The 24,328-nt window shown below is 69.8% G+C and carries 18 protein-coding genes; 9 read left to right on the top strand and 9 right to left on the bottom strand.

Annotation, left to right across the window (positions count from 1 at the left end; genetic code table 11):
* Window positions 1-186: 186 nt before the first annotated feature.
* The 7 genes from ACWCXB_RS25155 (at window position 187) to ACWCXB_RS25125 (ending at window position 11,225) form a co-directional block, all read left to right on the top strand.
* Window positions 187-1,065, top strand: coding sequence for an SDR family NAD(P)-dependent oxidoreductase (locus tag ACWCXB_RS25155; RefSeq protein ID WP_450725746.1), 879 nt, complete (start codon window positions 187-189; stop codon window positions 1,063-1,065).
* 219 nt (window positions 1,066-1,284) lie between these two features.
* Entirely contained in the window at window positions 1,285-1,875 is a 591-nt protein-coding gene (locus ACWCXB_RS25150; RefSeq protein WP_450725745.1) for a TetR/AcrR family transcriptional regulator, read from the top strand.
* A gap of 47 nt (window positions 1,876-1,922) precedes the next feature.
* A complete protein-coding gene (locus ACWCXB_RS25145) occupies window positions 1,923-3,998 on the top strand; it encodes a thioredoxin domain-containing protein (protein ID WP_450725743.1) in 2,076 nt (691 codons plus the stop codon).
* Between the two features lie 238 nt (window positions 3,999-4,236).
* Window positions 4,237-5,514, top strand: a complete 1,278-nt coding sequence (locus ACWCXB_RS25140) for a glycosyltransferase (RefSeq protein ID WP_450725742.1) — start codon at window positions 4,237-4,239, stop codon at window positions 5,512-5,514.
* On the top strand, window positions 5,511-7,142 hold the full coding sequence (locus ACWCXB_RS25135; RefSeq protein WP_450725740.1) for an ArnT family glycosyltransferase: 1,632 nt from the start codon (window positions 5,511-5,513) through the stop codon (window positions 7,140-7,142). Before ACWCXB_RS25140 ends, ACWCXB_RS25135 begins: the two co-directional genes overlap by 4 nt.
* 362 nt (window positions 7,143-7,504) lie before the next feature.
* Window positions 7,505-8,674 (top strand): glycosyltransferase, encoded by a 1,170-nt coding sequence (locus tag ACWCXB_RS25130; protein WP_450725822.1) that lies wholly within the window; start codon window positions 7,505-7,507, stop codon window positions 8,672-8,674.
* A gap of 175 nt (window positions 8,675-8,849) precedes the next feature.
* Entirely contained in the window at window positions 8,850-11,225 is a 2,376-nt protein-coding gene (locus ACWCXB_RS25125) for a galactose oxidase-like domain-containing protein (protein ID WP_450725821.1), read from the top strand.
* A 1-nt stretch (window position 11,226) separates the two neighbouring features.
* Here the strand turns inward: ACWCXB_RS25125 and ACWCXB_RS25120 are convergent, their stop codons facing one another.
* Both ACWCXB_RS25120 and trhA read right to left on the bottom strand, forming a co-directional pair.
* On the bottom strand, window positions 11,227-11,841 hold the full coding sequence (locus tag ACWCXB_RS25120; protein WP_450725739.1) for a TetR/AcrR family transcriptional regulator: 615 nt from the start codon (window positions 11,839-11,841) through the stop codon (window positions 11,227-11,229).
* Between the two features lie 315 nt (window positions 11,842-12,156).
* Window positions 12,157-12,837, bottom strand: a complete 681-nt coding sequence (gene trhA, locus ACWCXB_RS25115; protein WP_450725738.1) for a PAQR family membrane homeostasis protein TrhA — start codon at window positions 12,835-12,837, stop codon at window positions 12,157-12,159.
* Between the two features lie 206 nt (window positions 12,838-13,043).
* Between trhA and ACWCXB_RS25110 the strand changes: the two genes are divergently transcribed.
* Window positions 13,044-14,867: a phosphoenolpyruvate carboxykinase (GTP) gene (locus ACWCXB_RS25110; protein ID WP_450725737.1), complete on the top strand. Its 1,824-nt coding sequence runs from the start codon at window positions 13,044-13,046 to the stop codon at window positions 14,865-14,867.
* Between the two features lie 140 nt (window positions 14,868-15,007).
* On the opposite strand, the gene ACWCXB_RS25105 is transcribed toward ACWCXB_RS25110, so the two are convergent.
* Entirely contained in the window at window positions 15,008-15,394 is a 387-nt protein-coding gene (locus tag ACWCXB_RS25105; RefSeq protein WP_450725736.1) for an SCO4983 family protein, read from the bottom strand.
* Between the two features lie 112 nt (window positions 15,395-15,506).
* Window positions 15,507-16,718 carry a pyridoxal phosphate-dependent aminotransferase gene (locus ACWCXB_RS25100; protein ID WP_450725735.1) on the bottom strand — a complete coding sequence of 404 codons (1,212 nt, stop codon included), beginning with the start codon at window positions 16,716-16,718 and terminating at the stop codon, window positions 15,507-15,509.
* Window positions 16,719-16,949: 231 nt separating this feature from the next.
* Between ACWCXB_RS25100 and ACWCXB_RS25095 the strand changes: the two genes are divergently transcribed.
* Window positions 16,950-17,582: an alpha-ketoglutarate-dependent dioxygenase AlkB gene (locus ACWCXB_RS25095; RefSeq protein WP_450725734.1), complete on the top strand. Its 633-nt coding sequence runs from the start codon at window positions 16,950-16,952 to the stop codon at window positions 17,580-17,582.
* A 53-nt stretch (window positions 17,583-17,635) separates the two neighbouring features.
* Here the strand turns inward: ACWCXB_RS25095 and ACWCXB_RS25090 are convergent, their stop codons facing one another.
* The 5 genes from ACWCXB_RS25090 to ACWCXB_RS25070 all read right to left on the bottom strand — a co-directional run bounded on the left by ACWCXB_RS25090 (window position 17,636) and on the right by ACWCXB_RS25070 (window position 24,320).
* A complete protein-coding gene (locus ACWCXB_RS25090; protein WP_450725733.1) occupies window positions 17,636-18,457 on the bottom strand; it encodes a glutaminyl-peptide cyclotransferase in 822 nt (273 codons plus the stop codon).
* Between the two features lie 128 nt (window positions 18,458-18,585).
* A complete protein-coding gene (locus tag ACWCXB_RS25085; protein ID WP_450725732.1) occupies window positions 18,586-20,607 on the bottom strand; it encodes a DUF11 domain-containing protein in 2,022 nt (673 codons plus the stop codon).
* A 245-nt stretch (window positions 20,608-20,852) separates the two neighbouring features.
* Window positions 20,853-22,220, bottom strand: coding sequence for a cytochrome P450 (locus ACWCXB_RS25080; RefSeq protein WP_450725731.1), 1,368 nt, complete (start codon window positions 22,218-22,220; stop codon window positions 20,853-20,855).
* A gap of 133 nt (window positions 22,221-22,353) precedes the next feature.
* Complete coding sequence (locus ACWCXB_RS25075) at window positions 22,354-23,226, bottom strand: hypothetical protein (protein ID WP_450725730.1); 873 nt, start codon at window positions 23,224-23,226, stop codon at window positions 22,354-22,356.
* Window positions 23,227-23,600: 374 nt separating this feature from the next.
* On the bottom strand, window positions 23,601-24,320 hold the full coding sequence (locus tag ACWCXB_RS25070; RefSeq protein WP_450725729.1) for a DUF899 domain-containing protein: 720 nt from the start codon (window positions 24,318-24,320) through the stop codon (window positions 23,601-23,603).
* Window positions 24,321-24,328: the final 8 nt, after the last annotated feature.

Below are 24,328 nucleotides of genomic sequence, written 5' to 3'. Positions count from 1 at the left end.
TGCAGGGGGATCTTGACGGCTGGGATCTCCGGCTTGCAGCCGGCCGAGGGCTCGACTGCTGTGCGCTACGGGCTGAGGTGCCGCAACGCCATTCCACCCCACCCAACCCAATCGGATAGGTCATCCGGATCTGCTATGGTGCGTCAACCGGATAACCTATCCACATATGCGGAACGGGGTCGTGCGATGAAGCGGACAGCGGTGGTCACGGCAGGTACAGCGGGAATCGGGTTGGAGACCGCCTTGGGGCTGGCCGCGGCAGGCCTCGCGGTCACCGTGGTCGGGCGCAACGCCGAGCGCGGTGCCCGTGCGATCGAACGGATCAACGCCACGGCACCGGCGCATCCCGCCCAGTTCCTGGCCGCCGACCTCGCCTCGCTCGACGCGGTCCGCGCGCTCGCCGACCGGATCGCCGCCGACGGTCCGCTGGCCGTGCTGGTCAACAACGTCGGGGCGATGTTCCCGGACCGGCAGGACTCGGTCGACGGGATCGAGGCCACGTTCGCCGTCAACCACCTCTCGCCGTACCTGCTGACCGAATTGCTGCTGCCCGCACTCCGAGCCGGTGTGCCGAGCCGGATCGTGAACGTCACCTCGGGCGCGATCGGCGTCGCCAAGCGCGTCTTCGACGACGTCGAGCCGCCCGGCGGCTACTACGGCTTCCACTGGTACGGCCGCGCCAAGCTCGCCAACCTCGCCTACACGCTGGAGCTGGCCGGCCGGCTCGACGGCACGGGCGTCTCGGTCTTCGCAGCAGACCCCGGCGGCGCCGCGACCGACATGACCAACGGCACCATGCGCGATCCGAAGATCGTCTCGCCGGGGCTGCGGCTGCTCTGGCCGCTGGTCCGGCGGAAGTTCGAACGCTCGACCTCGGGCCCGGCGTCCGTGGCGGCCAAGCCCTCGATCCTCGCCGCGACCGACGGCTCGCTGACCGGCCGGACCGGCGTCGTCATCGGGCCCCAGGCGCATCCGATCGCCCCCTTCCGTTCGGCCACGGATCCCCGCATCGCCGAAGCCGTCCGTCACCTGAGTGAGCGCCTCGCGCCACTCACGGCGGAGTGACGAGAGCTGAAGCTGATCAGCACGACCGCAACGCGGATCGGCTCCTCAGCGCAGCGAGGTGGGCATCCGGGAGGTGTGAAGAGGTCGACGGTCGCGACCCGCAGGGACTCGCGCCAAACTTGCAGGCTCGACACGGAGTTGCCCCGAAGAGGAAACGGGTGGCTCATCACGTTCGCGCGCCACAGCAATGCGGATGAGCTATCCAGATAGACTTCTCCCATGACGACCGCCCCTCTGCGCAAGGACGCCGCCCGCAACTGGGAACGGATCGTCGCTGTGGCCCGCGATCTCGTGGACGAAGGCACACCACTGCAGCTCAACGACGTCGCCCGCCGCGCCCAACTGGGCGTTGGCACCGTCTACCGCCACTTCCCCACCGCCGAGGCGCTCCTGGAGACCGTCGCCACCCCCTGCCTGGAGGCACTCGCCGCCCACGGCGAGCAGGCGCTGGCCGACGACAACCCCGGGCGCGCCCTCGTCGGCTTCCTGACCCGCACCATCGAAGCGCAGATCACCGACGCTTCCCTGTCCACGGTCACCGCCGCGCCCACGGACGCGCTGCCGCGCACCACCGAACTGAAGCGGACCCTGCGGTCGGTCGGCGGGCAGTTGCTCGAGCGGGCCCGTGACGCCGGGGATGTGCGCGCCGACCTGACCTCCGAGGACCTGGTCCCGCTCATGTGTGGAATCGCCTACGCCGCGAACGTCCACAGCGTCCCCGCCGCCCGCATCGAGACCGCCCGCCGCTATCTGACCGCGCTGCTGGAAGGTTTGTGCATCCGTAAGGGTCCACCTGCACCCGCTGCCTGATGGACGGGTCGCGGGGCTGATCGGGGGCCGTGGGGCAGGATGGAGGTATGCCGAACCGCCTGGCCCATGAGACGTCCCCCTACCTCCTCCAGCACGCCGGCAACCCGGTCGACTGGTGGCCCTGGTCCCCCGAGGCCTTCGAGGAAGCACGCAAGCGTGGGGTGCCGGTGCTGCTCAGTGTCGGGTACTCGAGTTGCCACTGGTGCCATGTCATGGCGCACGAGTCCTTCGAGGACGACGACACGGCCGCGTACCAGAACGAGCACTTCCTCAACATCAAGGTCGACCGCGAAGAGCGCCCCGACGTCGATGCCGTCTACATGGAAGCCGTGCTGGCCGCCACCGGCCAGGGCGGCTGGCCCATGACCGTGTTCCTGACACCGGACGCGGAGCCCTTCTACTTCGGTACGTACTTCCCGCCCGCCCCCCGCCACGGCATGCCCTCCTTCCGCCAGGTGCTGGAGGGCGTCGCATCGGCCTGGAGCGGGCGGCGTGACGAGGTCGCGGAGGTGGCCGGGAAGATCGTCAGGGATCTGGCGGGGCGGTCGCTGGCGTTCGGGGGGCAGGGGCAGCCCGGGGAGGAGGAGCTCGCGCAGGCGCTGCTGGGGCTGACCAGGGAGTACGACCCGGGGCACGGAGGGTTCGGTGGGGCGCCGAAGTTCCCGCCGTCGATGGTGGTCGAGTTCCTGCTGCGGCACTACGCGCGCACGGGCGCCGAGGGGGCGCTGCAGATGGCCGCCGACACGTGCGAGGCGATGGCCAGGGGCGGGATCTACGACCAGCTCGGCGGCGGGTTCGCGCGGTACTCGGTGGACCGCGAATGGGTGGTGCCGCACTTCGAGAAGATGCTGTACGACAATGCGCTGCTGTGCCGGGTGTACGCGCATCTGTGGCGGGTGACCGGGAGCGATCTGGCCCGCCGGGTCGCCCTGGAGACCGCGGACTTCATGGTGCGGGAGCTGCGCACGCCGGAGGGCGGCTTCGCGTCCGCGCTGGACGCCGACAGTGCCGTCGAAGACGGATGGGGGCACCCCCAGGCCGAAGGCTCTGGGGGAGGTACGGGCAGGCATGTGGAGGGGGCCTACTACGTCTGGACGCCCGCGCAGCTGACCGAGGTGCTGGGCGAGGAGGATGCGGCCTTCGCGGCGCGGTACTTCGGGGTGACCGAGGAAGGGACCTTCGAGGAGGGCGCCTCCGTACTCCAGCTGCCGCAGGATGCCGGTCCCGTGGACGCCGCAAGGGTGGACGGCGTCAAGGCACGGCTGCTCGCCGCTCGCGCCGAGCGGGCCAGGCCGGGGCGGGACGACAAGATCGTCGCGTCGTGGAACGGGCTGGCGATCGCCGCGCTGGCGGAGACCGGTGCGTACTTCGACCGGCCCGATCTGGTCGAGCGGGCGACGGAGGCCGCCGATCTGCTTGTGCGGCTGCACATGGACGAGGGCGCGCGGCTGGCTCGTACCTCCAAGGACGGCCACCGGGGCGCGAACGCCGGGGTGCTGGAGGACTACGCGGACGTGGCGGAGGGCTTCCTCTCGCTCGCGTCCGTCAGTGGCGAGGGCGTGTGGCTGGAGTTCGCGGGGTTTCTGCTGGACATCGTGCTCGACCAGTTCGTCTCGGACGACGGGGCTCTGTTCGATACTGCGCATGACGCAGAGCCGCTCATCCGGCGTCCGCAGGACCCCACGGACAATGCGGCCCCTTCCGGTTGGACGGCCGCGGCCGGCGCCCTGCTCTCGTACGCCGCGCACACCGGTTCAGAGGTCCATCGCACCGCCGCCGAAGGGGCGTTGGGTGTGGTGAAGGCCCTGGGTCCCCGGGCGCCCCGGTTCATCGGCTGGGGGCTCGCGGTTGCGGAGGCGCTGCTCGACGGTCCGCGTGAGATCGCGGTGGTCGGGCCGCAGGGCGACCCGGGCACCCGGGAGTTGCACCAGGCCGCGCTGCTCGGCTCCGCGCCGGGCTCGGTGGTCGCCGTGGGAGAGCCCGACAGCTCGGAGTTTCCGCTGCTCGCGGACCGCCCGCTGGTCCAGGGCCGTCCCGCGGCGTACGTGTGCCGGCACTTCGTCTGCGCCGCGCCGGTCACCGAAGTAGATGTCCTGATGCGGGAGTTGACGCCTGGTACGTAAGGGGTTCCGAGGGAATCCGGTGGCCTGACCGAAACGCGTCATTCATCGAATCGGCCACACGACCGTCACAGTTTCGGCCTATTCTCTCCACTGCTGACACGGCAGCTGCGCGTGGGGGACATGCGCAGGGGGGTTCAGGGGGGAAGCGCGCGGCGGGCGAGGGGGCCTGCCGTGACGCCGGTCCCCCCTGCTTGAGGGGGGTCAATTGCTCACATCTGTGTTCGTCTCTGCTGTCTCCATGGCGCTGTTCTGGATGGCGGCGTTCACGCTCTGGTGGCAGATGCATGCGTGGCGTACGCCGGAGACGCTCGCGTCGACACGCTTCGAGAGTCCGGTCGGCGCGGAGGGGCTGTCGTTCTCGCTGCTGCTGCCCGCCCGGCACGAGCAGCTGGTGCTGGAGCACACCATCAGCCGGCTGCTGGAGTCCAGCCACCGCGACTTCGAGATCATCGTCATCGTCGGGCACGACGATCCGGAGACGACCGAGGTCGCCGCGCGCGCCGCGGCCCGCGACCCGGACCGGGTGCGGGTCGTCGTCGACACCCATGACACCAAGAACAAGCCGAAGGCGCTCAACACCGCCCTGCCGCACTGCCGCGGCGATGTCGTCGGGGTCTTCGACGCCGAGGACCAGGTCCATCCCGAGCTGCTCGCCCATGTCGACCACGCCTTCACCGCCACCGGCGCGGACGTCGTCCAGGGCGGTGTCCAGCTGATCAACTTCCACTCGTCGTGGTACGCGCTGCGCAACTGCCTCGAATACTTCTTCTGGTTCCGCTCCCGGCTCCATCTCCACGCGGCCAAGGGCTTCATCCCGCTCGGCGGCAACACCGTCTTCGTTCGCACCGACGTGCTGCGCGAGGCCGGCGGCTGGGACCAGAACTGCCTCGCCGAGGACTGCGATCTGGGTGTCCGCCTGTCCAGCAAGGGCAAGAAGGTCGTCGTCGCGTACGACGCGGACATGGTGACCCGTGAGGAGACCCCCGGCACGCTGATGTCGCTGCTCAAGCAGCGCACCCGCTGGAACCAGGGCTTCCTGCAGGTCTACCGGAAGAAGGAGTGGAAGCAACTGCCCACGCTCGGGCAGCGGATGCTCGCCCGCTACACGCTGACGACGCCGTTCATGCAGGCCTTCACCGGTCTGGTCATCCCGCTCAACGCGGCGGTCGCGCTCTTCCTCGACGTGCCCGTCGGGATCGCCTTCATCACCTTCCTGCCGCTCATCACCGCGCTGGTGACCTTCGTCTTCGAGATCGTCGGGCTCCACGACTTCGGTACGCAGTACGGGCTCAGGATCCGCTTCCCGCACTACCTCAAGCTCATCGTCGGCGGCCCCTTCTACCAGGTGGTCCTCGCGGGCGCGGCCGTACGCGCCGTGTGGCGCGAGCTGCGGGGACGACGCGGATGGGAGCTGACCAGCCATGTCGGCGCGCATCTCTCCCACGACGCCCACGACTCCGGCGCATCCCGCGAATCCCGCGAATCCCGCGAATCCCGAGAGGACGTCCTCGCGTGACCTCCACCCTCACGGCGGCGCCACCGGTGGCGGCCGCCCGCCCCGCCGATCCCGGAATACCTCTGTCCGTCCGGCCCGTCGTCCGCTTCCGCTCCTCCCGGCCCGATCTGCTGCTGTGCGGGGCGCTGCTGGTGGCGATCCTGCTGGTCCAGGGCTGGAACATCCAGCACTTCCCGACCCTCAGCGACGACGAGGGCACGTACCTCGCCCAGGCGTGGGCCGTGCAGGAGGGCGAGGGCCTCGCCCACTACACGTACTGGTACGACCATCCGCCGCTCGGCTGGATCCAGCTCGCGGCGCTCACGTGGATACCCTCGCTGATCGCGCCCGAGTCGATGACGGTCGGCTCGATGCGGGGCGCGATGCTGCTGGTCAGCGGGGTCAGCGCGGTCCTGCTGTACGTGCTGGCGCGTCGCCTGCTGCTGCCGCGGTGGGCGGCGGGGCTCGCGATGGTGCTCTTCGGTCTCTCGCCGCTGTCCGTCGTCCTCCAGCGGGAGATCTTCCTCGACAACCTCGCCGTGATGTGGATGCTGCTGGCGTTCTGCCTCGCTGCCTCGCCGAGCCGGCATCTGTGGCACCACTTCGCGGCAGGGCTCACGGCGGCGGTCGGGGTGCTGACGAAGGAGACCATGCTGGTCGTGCTGCCCGCGCTGCTGGTGACGATGTGGCGCTTCAGCCACCGCGACACCCGTAAGTTCGCGGTCACCGGCGCGGTCACGGCGTGCGCGCTGATCGGCTTGTCGTACCCGCTGTTCGCCCTGCTCAAGGGCGAGTTGATGCCGGGCGCGGGCCATGTGTCGCTGTGGGAGGGCATCACCTACCAGATGAGCCGTCCGGGCTCCGGTTTCCTCCTCACCGAGGGCACCGGCTCGTACGGTGTGCTCCGGTCCTGGCTCTACTACGACCGCGTCCTCCCGCTCGGGGGCCTCGCGGGCGCGGCGCTGCTGCTGGCCACCCTGCGCCGGTCGGTGACCGCGCGGGCGCTCGCCGGGCCCGCGCTGGCCGTCGCGATCCTGACGGCGGTCGCGCTGCGGCCGTCCGGCTATCTGCCCGCGATGTACGTCATCCAGGCGCTGCCCTTCCTGGCGCTGGTGCTGGCGGGCGGCGCGGCGAGCGTCGCGCACGCGGTGCTGCGCCGGTGGCGGCGACCGGACGAGGGCCGCCCGCTGACGCTCGCGCGGCGCACGGTCGCGGTGCTGCTGGCGGCGGGCGCCGCCGTGTACGTCGTACCGCGCTGGTACGACGGCGACCGCACCGCCATGACGGCCGACGCCAACGCCCCGTACCGCGCCGCGGCCCACTGGCTCGCCACGGAGGTCCCCGACCCGGCCCGCACCCGGGTCCTCGTCGACGACGCGCTCTGGCTCGACCTCGTGCACGCGAGGTACGAGCCCGGGCTCGGCGCGATCTGGTTCTACAAGGCCGACCTCGACCCGGCGGTCACGAAGACGATGCCCGGCGGCTGGCGCGACCTCGACTATGTCGTCGCCTCCCCGACGGTACGGCGCGACGCGCGCGACCTGCCCAACGTGAAGGCCACGCTGGAGCATTCGACACCCGTCGTCGTCTTCGGCGAGGGCGAGGACCGGATCGAGATCCGCGAAATCGGGGGAGTTGAACGGAATTGACCGCGCATCAGGCAGGAGCAGCCGAGGGTCTCGCCGACCCGCCCAGCGCACCGACGCCCGCGTCGCGCCCGCCGCGCGGATCCCGGCCTCCCCGGGACCCGGCCGGGCTCGCGCCGCAGTCCCCGGATCCGGCACCCGCCGCACCGCCGCATGGCGGTGCGGCGGGCGAGCCGGCCGCCGCGGCCGGCGGCGCCGGAAGCGATCACCACACCTCCGGGCACCCGTCCGGTCCCGGTGCCGGGCCGGGCGCCGGTGAGCCGGATGCAAGCGGGTCCGCATGGAGCGGCGTGGGTGCCAGCGGGGCGGATGCGCCGCTGGCGCGGCTCCGGGCCGGGCTGTCGGCGGGGCCGGACGCCCCGCTCATCGCGCCGGTGCGCGGGACCGCCGAGGTGCCGGAGACGGCCGCCGTCGCCGAGCCCGCTGTGGTCACCATCGTCATCCCCACCTTCAACGAGTCGGGGAACGTACGGGAGTTGCTGCGTCGGCTCGCCGAGTCGGTACCCGTGCGGCTGCCCTGTGAGGTCGTCTTCGTGGACGACTCCACCGACGACACCCCGGCCGTGATCACCGAGGCCGCGCAGGACTGCCCGTTCCCGGTGTCCGTCATCCACCGGGACTCGCCCGACGGCGGGCTCGGTGGCGCGGTCGTCGAGGGGCTGCGGGCCGCCGGGTCCGACTGGATCGTCGTGATGGACGCCGATCTGCAGCATCCGCCGGCCCTTGTGCCCGATCTCGTCGCCACGGGTGAGAAGGAGTACGCCGACCTGGTCGTGGCCAGCCGCTATCTGCCGGGCGGCAGCCGCGCCGGGCTCGCGGGCGGCTACCGGGTCGCCGTTTCGCGCGGGGCGACCTGGCTGGCCAAGGGGCTCTTTCCGCGTGCGCTGCGCGGGATCAGCGATCCGATGAGCGGCTTCTTCGCGATCCGCCGCGCCGCGGTGACCGCGGATGCGCTGAAGCCGCTGGGCTACAAGATCCTGCTGGAGCTGGCGGTACGCTGCCGGCCGGCCGCCGTCGCCGAGGTGCCGTTCGTCTTCCAGGACCGTTTCGCGGGCGAGTCCAAGTCGACGGCGAAGGAAGGCGCGCGTTTTCTGCGGCATCTGGTCGAGCTGCGCACGGCGTCGCCGCTCGCCCGGATGATCGCCTTCGGTCTGATCGGGCTCACCGGCTTCGTCCCCAACCTCCTCGGGCTGCATGCGCTGGTAGGCGCCGGGCTGCACTATCTGCCCGCCGAGATACTCGCCAACCAGCTGGGCGTGCTGTGGAACTTCCTCCTCATCGAGGTGCTGCTCTTCCGTGACCGGCGCCATCACCGGCACTGGGCGGACCGGGCGGGCCGGTTCGCGCTGCTCGCCAACGCCGATCTGGTGCTGCGCATCCCGCTGATCGCCCTGTTCGTCGGGCAGTTCCGGCTAGCGGTGCTGCCCGCGACGGCGTTGGCGCTGCTCACCACGTTCGTCCTGCGCTTCGCCGGGACCGAAGCGCTCGTCTACGCCGGTGGGCGTCGCCGTGACCGCACCGGAACCCCCCGGTGACCCGCTCTTTCGGCCGGGGGTCCGGGCCCGCCGCGCAGCGGCAGTCGGATGCAGCTCCCCCGGAAAAGCACAGCCTGCCCCGAAAGGGGCGTGGGAGTCGCACAGCAAGGAGCACCCGTTGATTCCGTTGATCGCGTCCAAACGCCGAAGTACCGCTCTCCTCACCGTCGCCGTCATGACCATGGGCCTGCTCCTGTCGGCCCAGCAGCCCGCCACCGCGGGCCCCAACCTCGTGAAGAACCCCGGCTTCGAGACCGCCGGCACCGGCGACATGCCGTCCTGCTGGTCCAAGTCCGGCTGGGGCGACAACGACTTCACGTTCACCACGACGACCGACGCCCACACCGGCTCCGCCGCGATGAAGGTCGAGCTCACCCGCCGCCTCGACGGCGACCGCAAGGCCCTCATCACCGAGTCCGCCACCTGCGCGCCCCACGTCGTCCCGGAGCGCCAGTACGACCTGTCGTTCTGGTACAGGTCGACGACCCCGGACACCGCCCTCACCCTCTTCCGGCACGACACCGCACTCGGCTGGCAGTACTGGACCGACCTGCGCACCCTCCCCATGGAGTCGGGCTGGACCCGCAGCGAGGTCCGTACGCCCGTCATCCCGCCGGGCACGGACCAGATCACCTGGGGCGTCTCCGTCTTCGGCACCGGCAGCGTCACCACCGACGACTATGTGATGGAGGAGGTCGTCCCGCCCGCGCCCGACCCGGTGTGCACCGGCACGCCGGAGGAGTGCGTCAAGGGCAGGTGGGACGTCATGCCCACGCAGAACCCGGTGCGCTCCATGCACTCGGTCGTGCTGCGCAACGGCAAGGTGCTCCTCATAGCGGGCTCCGGGAACGACGCGTCGATGTTCGCGGCGGGCACCTTCACCTCCGCCGTGTACGACCCGGTGGCCGGCACGTACAAGAACATCCCCACCCCCGCCGACATGTTCTGCGCCGGCCATGTGCAGCTCTCCGACGGCCGGGTGCTCGTGATGAGCGGCAACAAGGGATATCCGTCGGCCGACGGCAGGATCGGCTACCAGGGCCTGAAGGACTCGTACATCTTCGACCCGGAGACGGAGACGTACACGCGGACGAACGACATGCACGACGGCCACTGGTATCCGTCGGCGACGATCCTCGGCAACGGTGACGTCATCTCGTTCGGCGGGCTGAAGGAGGACTCGACGGGCAATGTGACGGCGGAGAAGTTCTCGGCAGCGCAGAACGCGTGGCTGCCGATGAACCAGGTCAATCAGACCTGGTCGTACTGGGGCCTGTACCCGTCGATGATCCTGATGCAGGACGGCCGGCTCTTCTACTCCGGCAGCCATGTCTTCGGCAACGGCACCCCGGGCACGGGCGCCTCGGTCTACGACTACGACGCCAACACGATCACCGACGTGCCGGGCCTGCGGAACAAGGACCAGCGCGACGAGAGCGCGAGCGTGCTGCTGCCCCCGGCGCAGGACCAGCGGGTGCTGACGATCGGCGGCGGCAACAACGAGACCAACCCGGCGGCCAATCGCCTCACCGACATCATCGATCTGAAGCAGCCGAGCCCCCGGTACACGGCGGGTCCGCCGCTCCCGCAGGGCCTCGTCGACCAGGGCCAGGGCAAGCGGCCGCAGACCGGGGACGAGGGCAAGATGTTCGTCTCCGCCGTGCTGCTGCCGGACGGCAAGGTGCTGGAGACCGGCGGCGGACTGCACGACCGGGCCGACCCGGTGTACGAGGCGTCGTTCTTCGACCCGACGACGAACACGTACGAGGAGGGCCTGGCGGCCGACCCGATCCCGCGGACGTACCACTCCTCGGCGTTCCTGCTGCCCGACGGCCGGGTGATGGCCGTCGGCGACAACCCGGGCAACGGCACGTACAACCACAACGTGTCCATTTACACGCCGCCGTATCTGCTCAAGGGCCCGCGCCCGCACATCACTTCGGTGATCGACAGGGAGTGGCAGTACGGCGACACGCAGCGGATCACCGTCGACCGGCCGATCGCCAAGGCGGAGCTGATCCGTCCGGCGGCCGTCACCCACTCGTCGGACCCGAACCAGCGGTTCGTCGATCTGCCGATGAGCGTGATCGACGACCGCACGATCGACCTGAACGTCACCGGCAACCCGAACCTCGCGCCGCCCGGCTGGTACATGCTGTTCGGCGTCGACGCCAACGGCATTCCGACGGTCGCCGAGTGGGTCCATCTGGGTGCCGCACCCGCGGCGCTCGCGGCCACCGGCGACGCTCCCACGGCGCATGTCCATGACTTCGCGGGTGACCTCGCCGAGTCCCCGAAGAAGAACGGCAAGAAGCGCTCGTCCGCCCCGGTGAGCCCGCAGATCGCGGGCTGCGACCGGCACTACGGCTCGGCGAACGTGTGCGTCCCGCTCGCCTTCCCCCAGCCGGTGCAGGCGACGACGAAGGCCCGCTGCGACTGGCTGGCGGCGCACGGGTACGGCCGGCTGAAGGTCAACGGCAAGGACGATCCGCTGCGGCTCGACCCGGACGGGGACGGCCGGACCTGCGGAAAGGGAGACCTTAGGGGCTAGCTCAGAGGGTCAGCCCGCCCTGGAGCGTGTCCAGGGCGCGGTCGAGGAGCGCGACCAGATCACCTTGCTGGTCGCGCTCCGCCCAGTAGATCGTCACCTCGCGCAGAGCGCCCATCACGGCGGCCGTGAAGACCCGGACCTCCAGGTCGTCCGCCTCCCGTCCGGTGTGCTCGGCGAGGACACGCGACAGCAGGAGGGAGGTCTCGGCCATGGTTTCGGTCATCCGGGCCCGCACGGCCGGGATCTCCACCAGCAGCCGCGTCCGCTGGTACATCTCCTCGGGGTCGTTCTCCTGGATGGCCCGGACGGCGTGCGTGATGATGAACCGCAGCGACTCCAGGGGCGGTTCGTCGGCGGGCCTGCTCCGCAGCACCTGCTCCATGAGCGGGTCGTACTCGTCGGTGAGGACGATGTCTTCCTTGGTGGGGAAGTAGCGGAAGACGGTGGAGGGGGAGACCTCGGCCGCCGCCGCGATCTGCTCGATGGTGGTCGCCTCGTACCCCTGCTCGGCGATCAACCGGTACGTGGCCTTGCGGATCGCGATGCGGGTCTTGAGCTTCTTGCGCTCGCGCAGGCCCAGTGGGGGCTGCGCGGTGGAGGGGAGTTCAGCGGCCATGCGGCTCATTCTCGTTCATCGCTCCCCCCACGAAGGAGCCCGTCCGGCGTTTGAGGACGGACACGCGGGCCGACCGGACGGTACCGGTCACGACCCGGGCGTCTGGGGGCCTCGCCCTGGTTCGGGAAGGGGCGGGGCGGGGAGAGGCCCGCCGCAGGCGCCCCCGCCAGCGCCGGCTTGTTGCGGGTGTCGTGGGTGTTGCGGGCATGGCGCAGGCACCACAAGAGCCCCTCTCGAGAGTTACTGTCAAGTGACAGTAACTATCAAAAGGTGGCTGGCGTCAATATTCGGATGGTGTGCGGGCGCGGCTCCGGGTCAGGCGTGCTGGTAGGCCACCAGCGAGATCCCGACGTAGTGCACGACGAACGCCGCGAGCGTGAGGGAGTGGAAGACCTCGTGGAAGCCGAACCAGCGCGGTGACGGGTTCGGGCGCTTGATCCCGTAGACAACTCCGCCCGCGCTGTAGAGCAGTCCGCCGATGATCACGAGCACGAGCACCGCGATGCCGCCCTGGCGCATGAAGTCGGGCAGGAAGAAGACGGCGGCCCAGCCCATCGCGATGTAGCAGGGCGTGTAGAGCCAGCGCGGGGCGCCGACCCAGAACACCCGGAAGGCGATCCCCGCCGCCGCGGCCGCCCAGACCGCCCAGAGCAGCAGACGCCCGGTCGAGTCGGGGAGCAGGAGCAGGGTCAGCGGGGTGTAGGTGCCCGCGATGATCAGGAAGATGTTCGCGTGGTCGAGGCGGCGCAGCACGGCCGTGGCGCGCGGACCCCAGTCACCCCGGTGGTAGAGCGCGCTCACCCCGAAGAGAAGGCATGCCGTCAGTACGTAGATCCCGCACGCGATCCGGCCGCGTGTCGAGTCGGCGAGGGCCGTAAGGACGATTCCCGCGACGAGCACGGCGGGAAACATGCCCGCGTGCAGCCACCCCCGCAGCCTCGGCTTCACCTGCGGTGGATCTTCTGTTTCGGTCACATCGGGCGAAGCAGCTGTCATGGCGGCATGCTACCTACGGGCCCGTAAGTCTGAGGCCGAGTGGCAATGCTCACGTGAGAGGTCCTCTGGACATATGGGCGCACTGCACGGATGATCAGATGAGTGCGGTCGGCACCGGATGAGCGCCAAGAGAGTGAAGCTGTGAAGCATCCGGGTCGCAGCCCCCACGGGGCAACAACCTTCTAACCCCTCACTTAGGAGCAATCGTGGCGCGCGACATCGCGGCTCCCAGCACCGTCCCCACCAATCACCAGGAACTCATCGCCTGGGTCGACGAGATCGCAGCTCTCACGCAGCCGGACAGGGTTGTCTGGTGCGACGGTTCCGAGGCCGAGTACGAGCGCCTGTGCGAGGAGCTCGTCGCCAAGGGCACGTTCAAGAAGCTGGACCCGATCAAGCGCCCCAACTCGTACTACGCCGCCTCCGACCCGACCGATGTCGCCCGGGTCGAGGACCGCACCTTCATCTGCTCCGAGAAGGAGGAGGACGCGGGCCCGACGAACCACTGGAAGGCCCCGGCCGAGATGAAGGCCATCTTCGCCGGTGAGAAGGGCATCTTCCGCGGCTCGATGCGCGGCCGCACGATGTACGTCGTCCCGTTCTGCATGGGCCCGCTGGGCTCGGAGCTCTCCGCGATCGGCGTCGAGATCACCGACTCCGCCTATGTCGCGGTCTCCATGCGGACGATGACGCGCATGGGACAGCCCGTCCTCGACGAGCTCGGCTCCGACGGCTTCTTCGTGAAGGCCGTCCACACCCTCGGTGCGCCGCTGGAGCCCGGCCAGGAGGACGTTCCGTGGCCGTGCAACAGCACGAAGTACATCTCGCACTTCCCGGAGACCCGTGAGATCTGGTCGTACGGCTCCGGCTACGGCGGCAACGCGCTGCTCGGCAAGAAGTGCTACGCCCTGCGCATCGCCTCCGTCATGGCCCGCGACGAGGGCTGGCTGGCCGAGCACATGCTCATCCTCAAGCTGACCCCGCCGCAGGGCGAGCCCAAGTACGTCGCCGCCGCCTTCCCTTCCGCCTGCGGCAAGACCAACCTCGCCATGCTGGAGCCCACGATCTCCGGCTGGACGGTCGAGACCATCGGTGACGACATCGCCTGGATGCGCTTCGGCGAGGACGGCCGGCTGTACGCGATCAACCCCGAGGCCGGCTTCTTCGGTGTCGCGCCCGGCACCGGTGAGCACACCAACGCCAACGCCATGAAGACCCTGTGGGGCAACGCGGTCTTCACGAACGTCGCGCTGACGGACGACAACGACGTCTGGTGGGAGGGCATGACGGAGGAGACTCCGGCCCACCTCACCGACTGGAAGGGCAACGACTGGACCCCGGAGTCGGGGACCCCGGCGGCCCACCCGAACGCCCGCTTCACCGTCCCGGCCGCACAGTGCCCGATCGCCGCGCCGGAGTGGGAGGACCCGAAGGGCGTGCCGATCTCGGCGATCCTCTTCGGCGGCCGCCGCGCCTCCGCCGTCCCGCTGGTGACCGAGTCCTTCAACTGGCAGCATGGTGTCTTCCTCGGCGCGAACGTCGCCTCCGAGAAGACCGCCGCCGCCGAGGGCAAGGTCGGCGAGCTGCGCCGCGACCCGTTCGCGATGCTCCCGTTCTGCGGCTACAACATGGGCGACTACATGGCCCACTGGATCAAGGTCGGCGAGAACGCGGACGCGTCCAAGCTGCCGAAGATCTACTACGTGAACTGGTTCCGCAAGAACGACGCGGGCAAGTTCGTCTGGCCGGGCTTCGGCGAGAACAGCCGCGTCCTGAAGTGGATCGTGGAGCGCCTGGAGGGCAAGGCCGAGGGCGTCGAGACCCCCATCGGCATCCTGCCGACGCGCGACGCGCTCGACACGGACGGCCTCGAACTGCCCGAGGAGGACCTCGACTTCCTGCTCAAGGTCGACACGGACGTCTGGCGCGAGGAGGCCGGGCTGATCCCCGAGCACCTCAACACCTTCGGTGACCACACCCCGAAGGAGCTGTGGGACGAGTACCGCGCGCTGGTGTCCCGCCTCGGCTGACCCGCGCCCGGCTCCAGGCCGGGGCCCGCACCGTACAACGGCGTACGGAGCGGGCCCCGGCCTTTTTCGTCGCTGTTCTTCCGTCGCTGTTCTGGGTGGCACCCGGTCCGCGCGCCTCCGCGGCCCGCGGACCGGGGCCGTCAGGGGGCGCCGACGAGCTGCGTGTCGCGCAGAGCGGCGGTGTGGGCGTCCATCCGCTCGGCGGCGAGGATCGCGGCCGCGGTGTCGGCGCGCGAGGCGGCGACGACGAGCGCGCGCCCGGCGAGAGCGAGGGCGCGGTGGTGCAGGGCGGCGGGGTCGGCGCCGCTCAGCCCGGCGTGGCGTGCGGGCGGAGTGCCGCGGAGCCGGGACACCTGCTCGGCGATGCGGTCGGCCTCGGCGGCCAGCCCGAGCTCGTCGGTGACCGCGAGGAGAGCGGCGAGATGGCCGGCGAGCTGGATGTCCAGCTCCTCCTCACGGCTGCGGTGGGGGAAGTCGGAGGCGCCGGCCATCGAGTGGGCGGACTTCGAGCGGATCGGTTCGTACATGGTGGACGGCCTCCCTCGTACTGTCAGGAGACCATCCTAGCTTGGATCCTGTCTAAAGTTATGCCGAGCTCAGAAGAAAGCAGGAGCGGAAGGCGACGGACGGGCGGAGGACCTACGGCTGGCTGTAGCCGTCCAGGAAGTTCCCGATCCGCGTCACCGCGTCCGCCAGGTCCTTCGCGTTCGGCAGCGTCACGATCCGGAAGTGATCGGGCTCGTGCCAGTTGAAGCCGGTCCCGTGCACGACCATGATCTTCTCGGCCCGCAGCAGGTCCAGCACCATCTGCCGGTCGTCCTTGATGCCGAAGACGTTCGGGTCCAGGCGCGGGAACAGATACAGCGCCCCCTTCGGCTTCACGCACGTCACGCCGGGGATCTGCGTCAGCAGGTCGTACGCCACGTCCCGCTGCTCCAGCAGCCGCCCGCCCGGCAGCACCAGATCCTCGATCGACTGCCGCCCCTGAAGGGCCGCGGCGACCGCGTGCTGCGCCGGCATGTTCGCGCACAGTCGCATGTTCGCCAGGATCGTCAGGCCCTCGATGTACGAGGCCGCGTGCGCCTTCGGGCCGCAGACCGCGAGCCAGCCGCTGCGGTAGCCCGCCACCCGGTAGTTCTTGGACATCCCGTTGAAGGTCAGCACCAGCAGATCGGGCGCGATCGCGGCGGTCGGGGTGTGCGTGGCCCCGTCGTAGAGGATCTTGTCGTAGATCTCGTCCGAGCAGACGACCAGCTGATGCCGGCGGGCGATCTCCGTCAGACCGCGCAGCATCTCGTCGTCGTAGACCGCACCCGTCGGATTGTTCGGGTTGATGATCACGATCGCCTTCGTCCGATCGGTGATCTTCCGTTCGATGTCCGCGAGGTCCGGCATCCAGTCGGCCTGCTCGTCGCACCGGTAGTGCACGGCGGTACCGCCGGCGAGCGACACCGCCGCGGTCCACAGCGGGTAGTCCGGCGCCGGGACGAGCACCTCGTCCCCGTCGTCGAGCAGCGCCTGCATCGACATCTGGATCAGCTCGGAGGCGCCGTTGCCCAGGTAGATGTCCTCGACCGAGAGCGGGATGCCCTTGGTCTCGTAATGGCTCATGATCGCGCGCCGCGCGCTGAGCAGGCCCTTCGCGTCCCCGTACCCGTGCGCGTCCCCCACGTTCCGCAGGATGTCCTCGAGGATCGCCGGCGGGCACTCGAACCCGAAGGCGGCGGGGTTCCCGGTGTTCAGCTTGAGGATGCGGTGACCTGCGGCCTCCAGGCGCATCGCCTCCTCGAGCACCGGTCCCCGGATCTCGTAACAGACGTTGGCGAGCTTGGTCGACTGGATCACCTGCATGACGCGAGCTTACGTGTGCGCCCGGCGGGGCGCTTCGTGTTTTCCGACACCTCGGGACGTGGCGCGGCCGGTGATGCGGGGTCCGGCTGTTGCAGCCACGACGCCGGGAGCGCCGCAGAGATGCTGTGTCCCCGGCGTCTCGGCGTACCGCCGCGACCTGGCGGGACAGGGGCGGATTCCGCACGGAACGCTAATAGCTCACTTGTTCGGTTATGCGGTTAGGCTGGATCCATGGCAGCAGTCCATCTGCAGGGTTCCCTCTTCGACCAGACCGACGAGATCCGCCTCGGTCCGCTGGCGGACGTCCGCCGGACCGTGCTCGGCGACGGCGCCTGGCTCGACGTACTGCCCGGCTGGCTCACCGGGGCCGATGCCCTGTTCGAGACGCTCGCCGAGACCGTCCCCTGGCGTGCGGAGCGGCGGCAGATGTACGAGCGCGAGGTCGACGTCCCCCGCCTGCTCGCGTACTACCGCGAAGGCGACCCCCTCCCGCACCCCGTCATCGCCGAGGCCCGGGACGTCCTCTCCGCCCACTACGCCACCGAGCTCGGCGAGCCCTTCACGACGGCCGGGCTCTGCTACTACCGGGACGGCCACGACAGCGTCGCCTGGCACGGCGACACCATCGGGCGCGGCTCGCGCGAGGACACGATGGTGGCCATCCTCTCCGTGGGCTCCCCGCGCGATCTGGTGCTACGACCGCGGCGCGGCGGCCGGGCCCCCGTCCGCAAGGCCCTCGGGCACGGCGACCTCGTCGTGATGGGCGGCTCCTGCCAGCGGACGTGGGAGCACGCCGTACCGAAGACCGCGCGGGCGGTGGGGGCCCGGATCAGCATCCAGTTCCGCCCGCACGGTGTGAACTAGAGCCGCCTTCACCGTCGACGGCTCCGGCGATCACGAGCGCTGTGCAACCCTCGTCAGTCGTGGAGTGAGACGCGGTAGATGCTCGGCCAGTTCTTTCCGGTGAGCAGAAGGTCTTGTGTGCCGGGAACGGCCGCGATCCCGTTCAGGGCCCCAACTGTGTTCCGTCGGCGCGAAGTCCGGAGCGCGGAGGCGTCGATGTACGCATTCACCTGGCCGGTGCGGGAATCGATGCGGGCGACCCAGTCGCTGCCGAGGATGTTCGCGTACACCATGTCGCCGACGCATTCCAGCTCGTTGAGCAGGGGAACCGGTTTGCCGGCGGCCTCGACCGCCACCTGATCGAGCAGGGCGAACGTGTGCGGATCCCTGATGAGGAGGCGTGCCGAGCCGTTGCTCATGACGAGCCGTTTCCGGCCCGGTTGATGGCAAAGTCCCCACCCTTCACCGGAGTAGGCAACTCGCTCCCTTTCCCGCAGGGTTGCGGCATCGCGTTTGATGGCGAATCCATTGCGCCACGTCAGCTGCCACAGGAAGGAGCCGGTGAGCGTGATGCCTTCTCCGAAGAGGTCCGGAGCGAGTTGCTCCTTGACATGAGGGGGTGCTCCGACCGGTCCGGCCTGGACGGCCGAATGTCCCAACAGTCCGGTGCCTTCGTAAAGGAGCTGACCGCGCATCTCGAGTCCCTGGGTGAAGGAACCCTGATCGTGCCGGAATTCATCGACAATGCTCAGGGTGAGATCGGCGACGAGATCCGAGTTCGGCGGGGGCGCCGATCGAGCCGCCCGGGTCGGCTCCGCGGATCGTGCCCAGCTGGTGCCCGCGAGGGCGTTCCACACCAACCACAACGAGAGCAGCGCCGAGGCTGTTCTCCTCATGAGTCTTGCGGCCGTCGCACGTGCAGTCCGATGGGTGCTCACACGGTTTCCTGTGGGTGTGGGTGTGCCCGGCCGCCGTGACTTCCGGCGGCCGGGCACGAACCGGAGGTTACGTCCCGGAGGCGGGTTCAGAGCCGGGCGTGCGGCCCGTCCCCGTGATTGTCCTTGTCCTTGTCCTTGTCCTTGCCATGGTCGTAGTCGTCGTCGTAGTAGCCGTTGACCCGCGTGGTGAGGCTGTAGACGTTGTTGTCGGGGTCGGGGTCGATGTCCCTGCCGACCACGGTGGCCCAGTCGGTCAGGCTCTTGGCGCCTTCCGCGGCGGTGCCGGTGACGGTGACGGTGCGAGATGCACCGGCCGCCAGGCCGGTGACGGTGCAGGTCAGGGTGGTGCCGCTGATGCTGCAACCAGGGCTGCTGGTGGCAGCGTCTTCCAGCTCGGCCGGCAGCTCATCGGTGATCGTGTAGCCGGTCGAGGCGTGCGGGCCGCGGTTGGTGACCCTGATCCTGTAGGTCACCTCATCGCCCTCTTCGACCGAGGCCGGGCCGGTCTTCCTGATCTCAAGATCGGCGCGGTTGCGGGGCGAGGTGATCCAATCGACGTTGTTACCGGGGTCGGGGTCGGGCTCGGTGCCCGTGACCGTGGCGGCGTTCCTCAGCGACGTCAGCCCGGGCCCCGCCGTACCAGTGATCGTGATGGTCTGGGAGCTGCCCGCAGGGAGGTCGTCACCGACGCACGTCAGCGTCGTGCCGCTGATGGTGCACCCAGGTGTCGAGGTGTCAGCGTCCAGCAGACCGGGGGGGATCGCGTCGGTGACGGTGTAACCGGTCGAGTCGTTGGGACCGTTGTTGGTGACGGTCAGGGTGTACGTGACGGTGTCACCCTCGGTCACCCGGGTCGGGCCGTCCTTCTCCACCGACAGATCCACTCGCGCGCGCGGGACGTCCACGCTGTCGATGTTGTTGGTGGGATCCGGATCCGGGTCGTTGCCGGACACCTCTGCGGAGTTCGTCAGGATCCCTGCGAAGTCCGCTCCGACCGTGCCGGTGACGGTGATGTCGCGGCTTTCCCCGACTGCCAGGGCACCTGCCGTGCACGAAAGGCTGCTGCCGGTGATCGTGCAGCCGGCCGTCGTGGTCGTCGCGCCTACCAGGCCCGCCGGGATCGTGTCGGTGACGCTGTAGCCCGACGACTGGTTCGTCGGGCCGTTGTTCGTCACCGTGATCGTGTACGTGAGCGTCTGCCCCGGCGTGTAGGCGCCCGGGTCCGCCGTCTTCGTGATCGAGAGATCCGCTTCCGCCACGAAGCACGATGTGGCGTCCAGCTCCGGGAATTCGGAGGGCGCGGTCTGGGACGAAATGATGGTGAACGTGGGGGTCGGAGCCGCGGGGTTGGTGACGCGAACCCGGACGAGCTGGCCGTCGTTGCTGACGAGGCCGATGTCCCCGTTGCCGTAGGTGAAGGCGCCACCGTAGCCCGTCGCATCCGGGATGATGTCAGGGTATGTGGTTACGACGCCCGTAGTGGGGTCGATGCGGTTGATGTCCCCGGAGGCGGACGCGCCCCAGAAGTACCCGTTGGAGAAGGTGAAGTCGGCGGCCGTGAGCACTGCGGTGTTCGTGAGCACTGTGGCCACCCGCGTGGTCACATTGATCACGTAGATCGAGGTGCCAAGCGCAACGTAGTAGTTGCCCGCACTGTCGAACGCGCCCGCGATGTACGCTCCGACGGTGGACGCAGGAAGCCCCGACACAGCCCCCAGGTCGTTCACCGAGCCGTCCGCGCTGACTTGCACCAGACTGTCGTCAGTGGTGTCGATGCCGTACAGGAACTGGTCCACGGGGTTCACGCCGATGGCGTTGTACTCGACGGTCGCCGCGCCCACCGCGCCGAACGCGATGGTGCCTGGCCCGGCAGTGCCCGAGTAAAGCGTCACCGGCGCTGCCCCCGGGCCGGAGGTCAGGAGGATCTGACCGTCGCAGGGGAACGGCACGGGCTCCTCCGGCTGTGCCTTGCTGCCGGCCGCTGCCTTTTTGCCCTTGGCCCCGAGGGAATGCTGGGCCTTGACCGTCGAGGCGCCGCGCGCAGCCGCCTGCGCCTGGGCCTGGGCCGCAAGCGGGGCACTCAGCGTGGCAGCCGCAACCGCAGACACCGCGGCAGCACGCCACACGTTCCTTGCACTGGTGATCGGAACCACCTCTTCCGTGAGAGCGACATATGCGACGACCCGTCATTTGTCGCAATGGAATTCGATGCGGCGATTCGATCACTGATTGTCAGATTTGTCCCGTATGGAGGCCCTATGGTGGAAAGATCCCACCCCAGTGGACTATGCCCGGTGCAAGAGACAGGTGGGCCGGGCGGGCCCGCTGCAGGCACTCGCCCGGCCCACCCCGCTCACCCGGCGAGCGGCCGCAGCCTGCAGCGCGCAGGCCCGGCGGCCCGCAGGGTGATGCCCGTGTCGACGGGTACGTCCACGTCCACGGCCCGCAATTCATACGTCCGCAGGATCATCGAGAGCGCGAGCACCGACTCCAGCATGGAGAAGTGCTGGCCGATGCAGGCCCGCGGTCCGCCGCCGAAGGGGAACCAGGCATACCGGGGGCGCTCCTTCTCCCGGTCGGGGGTGAAGCGGTCCGGGTCGAAGCGTTCCGGATCGTCCCAGTACCGCGGGTGCCGGTGCGTCACCCACGGCGCCACGATCACATCGGCACCGGCCGGGATCGTGTGGCCCTCGATCTCGGCCGCGGCGACGGCCTGCCGGCCGATGACCGGACCCGCCGGGTACAGCCGCATGGCCTCCTTCAGCACGCGCGTGAGGTAGGGGAGCGCGTCGAGGTCGTACGCCTCCGGCACCCGCCCGGCCAGGACGTGCACGGCCTCCGCCCGCGCCCGTTCCTGCTGCTCGGGATGGCGGGAGAGGAGATGCAGGGCGAACGCGAGCGACGTCGCCGTCGTCTCGTGCCCGGCGAGCAGGAAAATCAGCACCTGGTCCCGGATCTCGGATGCGTCCAGGCTGCCGTCCTCCTCGCTCCCGGCCTGCGCGAGCAGCGTCAGCAGGTCGTCGCCGCGCGCCGCGTCACCCTCGGCGCGCCGCCGCTCGATGATCCGGTCGCACACCGCGTACATCTCCTCGGTCGCGGCGGCGGCCCTGCGGTTGGCGGGGGTCGGCCAGTGGCGGGGCGGATTGGCCGGCGAGTATCCGCGGCGCAGCGTGTAGTTCCCGATCACCGGGAAGCAGCGCTCCACCACGGGGACGGTGGCCTCCACGTCCGTGCCGAACAGGATGCGGGCCACCGCGCGCAGCGTCAGCCGGGTCATCTCGTCGACGACGTCGACCGTGGCGCCGGGCGCGGTGCGCCAGGTGGCGAGCAGGGCGGCGGTCTCGTCGGTGACGGCCTGGGCGTACCCGTCGACCCGACGGCGGGTGAACAGCGGCTGCACGAGCCGCCGCTGCCGGAGGTAGTCCTCGTCCTGGCTGGTCAGCAGCCCGTTGCCGAAGGACTCGCGGACCTCCTGGTAGAAGGCGTTGTCCTTGCGGAAGTTGGCCGACTCGCTCGCCAGCACCTGTTGCGCACCTTCCGCGGAGAACACCGCGTACAGCTCCGCGCGCAGCCCGGGCGGGCCCGCGGTGAAGCGGACGACGTCACCGTACGCGCGCCGCGCGTTCAGATACGTACCGAGCGAGTCCCGCTTGAGATCGAACATCGAGCCGAGCAGCGGCAGGCCCGCAGGCCCGGGAATGTCCGTGCCGGTGGATGTCATGACTCCCCCTGGGTCGGCGACGCATGTACATCGGTCGCTGCCGATTCTGCCTGGCGGTGGCCGCTCGCGCGGCTTGTCGATCAGATACGCCAGGAGCGGAGGCGGGAGGCGGCGGAGAAACGTCCTCAATGTCTCAGAGCAGGCAGCTCGCCTCGACCGGACGGCCCATGCCGGTCCGGTACTTGGACGGTGAGAGCTCGCCCCTGAGCGCCGCCACCCTGCGCCGCACGTCTTCCGGCTCCAGCGGCACGCGGCAGCCGTCGCACACCCCGTCGGGCAGTGTCTGCGGGGTGCCCGGGACGCCGCACCCCGTGCATTCGACGAGCGCGCGGCGGGGCGGTCGTACGGGAGCGGGCGGCGGCATCTTGTCGATCAGCCGGCGGCGGGCGAAGGCGCCGGGGGAGTGGACCTGCTCCGGCAGCCCGGATGTGAGGGCGTGCAGCAGCTGGTTTGGGGTGACTCCGTGTGCGAGCCATTGCGCGGCGAGCGCTTCGAGCGCGGCGCACTCGGCGGCGGACAGCGTCATACGGTGGTCGGTGCGCCCGAGGCGGGCGAGCGTGTCGTACGCCTGCGAGGGCGGTTCGGGGGTCGCCTCTTCGGGTGGTACGTCGCCGGGTGGTACGTCGCCGGCCACGAACCGCGCCCACCAGGCGCTGTCGCGGGCGGTGCGAGTGAAGTACGTACGGAACACCCACTGCGACAGCCCCTCCCCGAGAGGCTCGCGCACGCGCCGCAGATGGCCGGCCGCCGCGAGCTCGTTGAGTGCCTTGGTCACGGCTTGCTGGCCGTAGCGAGGCAGCTCCCTGGCGAGGGTCTTGATGTCGATGGCGGCGCCCTCGGGGAGCCGGTCGATGAAGGCGGCGATCTCCGCCTCGCGGACGGGGAGGTGGGCGAAGTCGCCCTTGCGGCGGGGGGCTTGGCCGGGAGCGGTGCGTTTGCCGTAGCCCGGCTTGGCCATGGGGTGTGCGGGCGTGGGCAGGGCAGGGCTATTGTTTTCAGCAGCCACGAGATCGCTCCTGACGATCTTGAAGGTCAGACCCCGGCGGGTGTTCCAGCACCCGGTCGGGGTCGTTTGTTGTTGCGAACGCTAGAGGGTCGCGACAGCCCGTGGCAAGCCGGTCACGAAAGGTCATCTCCCGTGGTGCGGGAGGCACTTGGGAGGGTGGGTGGGTTGGACCCACCACCCATTCCTTACATAAGGCGCGCGGCTCCCGAATCCCGGATCTCGGCGACGAACGCGGTCCAGGCGGGAGCGGCGGCGGTGGTGCCGCCTCGTGGTTCGACAAGCGCGTGGGTTCAGCCGACCTTGCGCCTGTAGCGCGCCATGAGGAGTGGGCCGCGGTCGAGGGCCGACGGAGACTCAGGCCGTCCTCGTCACGTTCACTGGCCCTGCGTGCCTCGGCGCGTCTGGGCCACCCACTCCTGCGCGGGCTCGGCGTCGCCGTACTCGTCGTGCCAGTTCCACCACTCGTACGGTGGGGTCTGGGGGTAGCCCTCGGGCGAGTCCTCCCATTCCTCCTGCCGGCCGAGCGCGGTCATGTCGAGGTAGCTCCAGGTGCTCCCCAACGCCTCGTCGCCGCGGGCGTTGATGAAGTAGGTGCGGAACACGTTGTCGCCATCGCGGATGAACGCGTTCGTGCCGTGCCACTCGTTCACGCCGAAGTCGGTGTCGAACTCGTCGGTGATGGTGTACCAGGGCATCGTCCAGCCCATCCGCGCCTTCACGCGCTCGATCTCCGGCTGCGGCGCGCGCGAGACGAACGCGAGAGTGGTGTCGCGGGCGTTCAGATGGGCGAGGTGGCCAACGTGGTCGGCCAGCATGGAGCAGCCGCGGCAAGCGTGGTCGGGCCAGCCGAACACATCGGGTTCGAAGAAGGCACGGTAGACGATCAGCTGACGACGACCCTCGAACAGGTCGAGCAGACTCGCCTTGCCCGCAGGCCCCTCGAACTCGTACTCCTTCTCCACGGCCAGCCACGGCATCCGCCGACGCTGCGCGGCCAGCGCATCACGGGCGCGGGTCAGCTCCTTCTCCTTCACGAGCAGCTGCTCGTGGGCGGCCTCCCACTCCTGCCGCGAAACGATCGGGGGTGTCTTCATCGTGATGT

It is taken from the genome of Streptomyces sp. NPDC001514 (assembly GCF_053597075.1).
The sequence above is the reverse complement of the archived record's forward strand: the minus strand, read 5'-3'. Positions and strand labels throughout refer to the sequence as shown.

Coding starts and splice junctions, on each gene's coding strand:
- ACWCXB_RS25155 (WP_450725746.1), top strand. CDS start 187: ATGAAGCGGACAGCGGTGGTCACGGCAGGTACAGCGGGAATCGGGTTG.
- ACWCXB_RS25150 (WP_450725745.1), top strand. CDS start 1,285: ATGACGACCGCCCCTCTGCGCAAGGACGCCGCCCGCAACTGGGAACGG.
- ACWCXB_RS25145 (WP_450725743.1), top strand. CDS start 1,923: ATGCCGAACCGCCTGGCCCATGAGACGTCCCCCTACCTCCTCCAGCAC.
- ACWCXB_RS25140 (WP_450725742.1), top strand. CDS start 4,237: ATGGCGCTGTTCTGGATGGCGGCGTTCACGCTCTGGTGGCAGATGCAT.
- ACWCXB_RS25125 (WP_450725821.1), top strand. CDS start 8,850: ATGACCATGGGCCTGCTCCTGTCGGCCCAGCAGCCCGCCACCGCGGGC.
- ACWCXB_RS25120 (WP_450725739.1), bottom strand. CDS start 11,841: ATGGCCGCTGAACTCCCCTCCACCGCGCAGCCCCCACTGGGCCTGCGC.
- trhA (WP_450725738.1), bottom strand. CDS start 12,837: ATGACAGCTGCTTCGCCCGATGTGACCGAAACAGAAGATCCACCGCAG.
- ACWCXB_RS25105 (WP_450725736.1), bottom strand. CDS start 15,394: ATGTACGAACCGATCCGCTCGAAGTCCGCCCACTCGATGGCCGGCGCC.
- ACWCXB_RS25100 (WP_450725735.1), bottom strand. CDS start 16,718: ATGCAGGTGATCCAGTCGACCAAGCTCGCCAACGTCTGTTACGAGATC.
- ACWCXB_RS25095 (WP_450725734.1), top strand. CDS start 16,950: ATGGCAGCAGTCCATCTGCAGGGTTCCCTCTTCGACCAGACCGACGAG.
- ACWCXB_RS25090 (WP_450725733.1), bottom strand. CDS start 18,457: ATGAGGAGAACAGCCTCGGCGCTGCTCTCGTTGTGGTTGGTGTGGAAC.
- ACWCXB_RS25080 (WP_450725731.1), bottom strand. CDS start 22,220: ATGACATCCACCGGCACGGACATTCCCGGGCCTGCGGGCCTGCCGCTG.
- ACWCXB_RS25070 (WP_450725729.1), bottom strand. CDS start 24,320: ATGAAGACACCCCCGATCGTTTCGCGGCAGGAGTGGGAGGCCGCCCAC.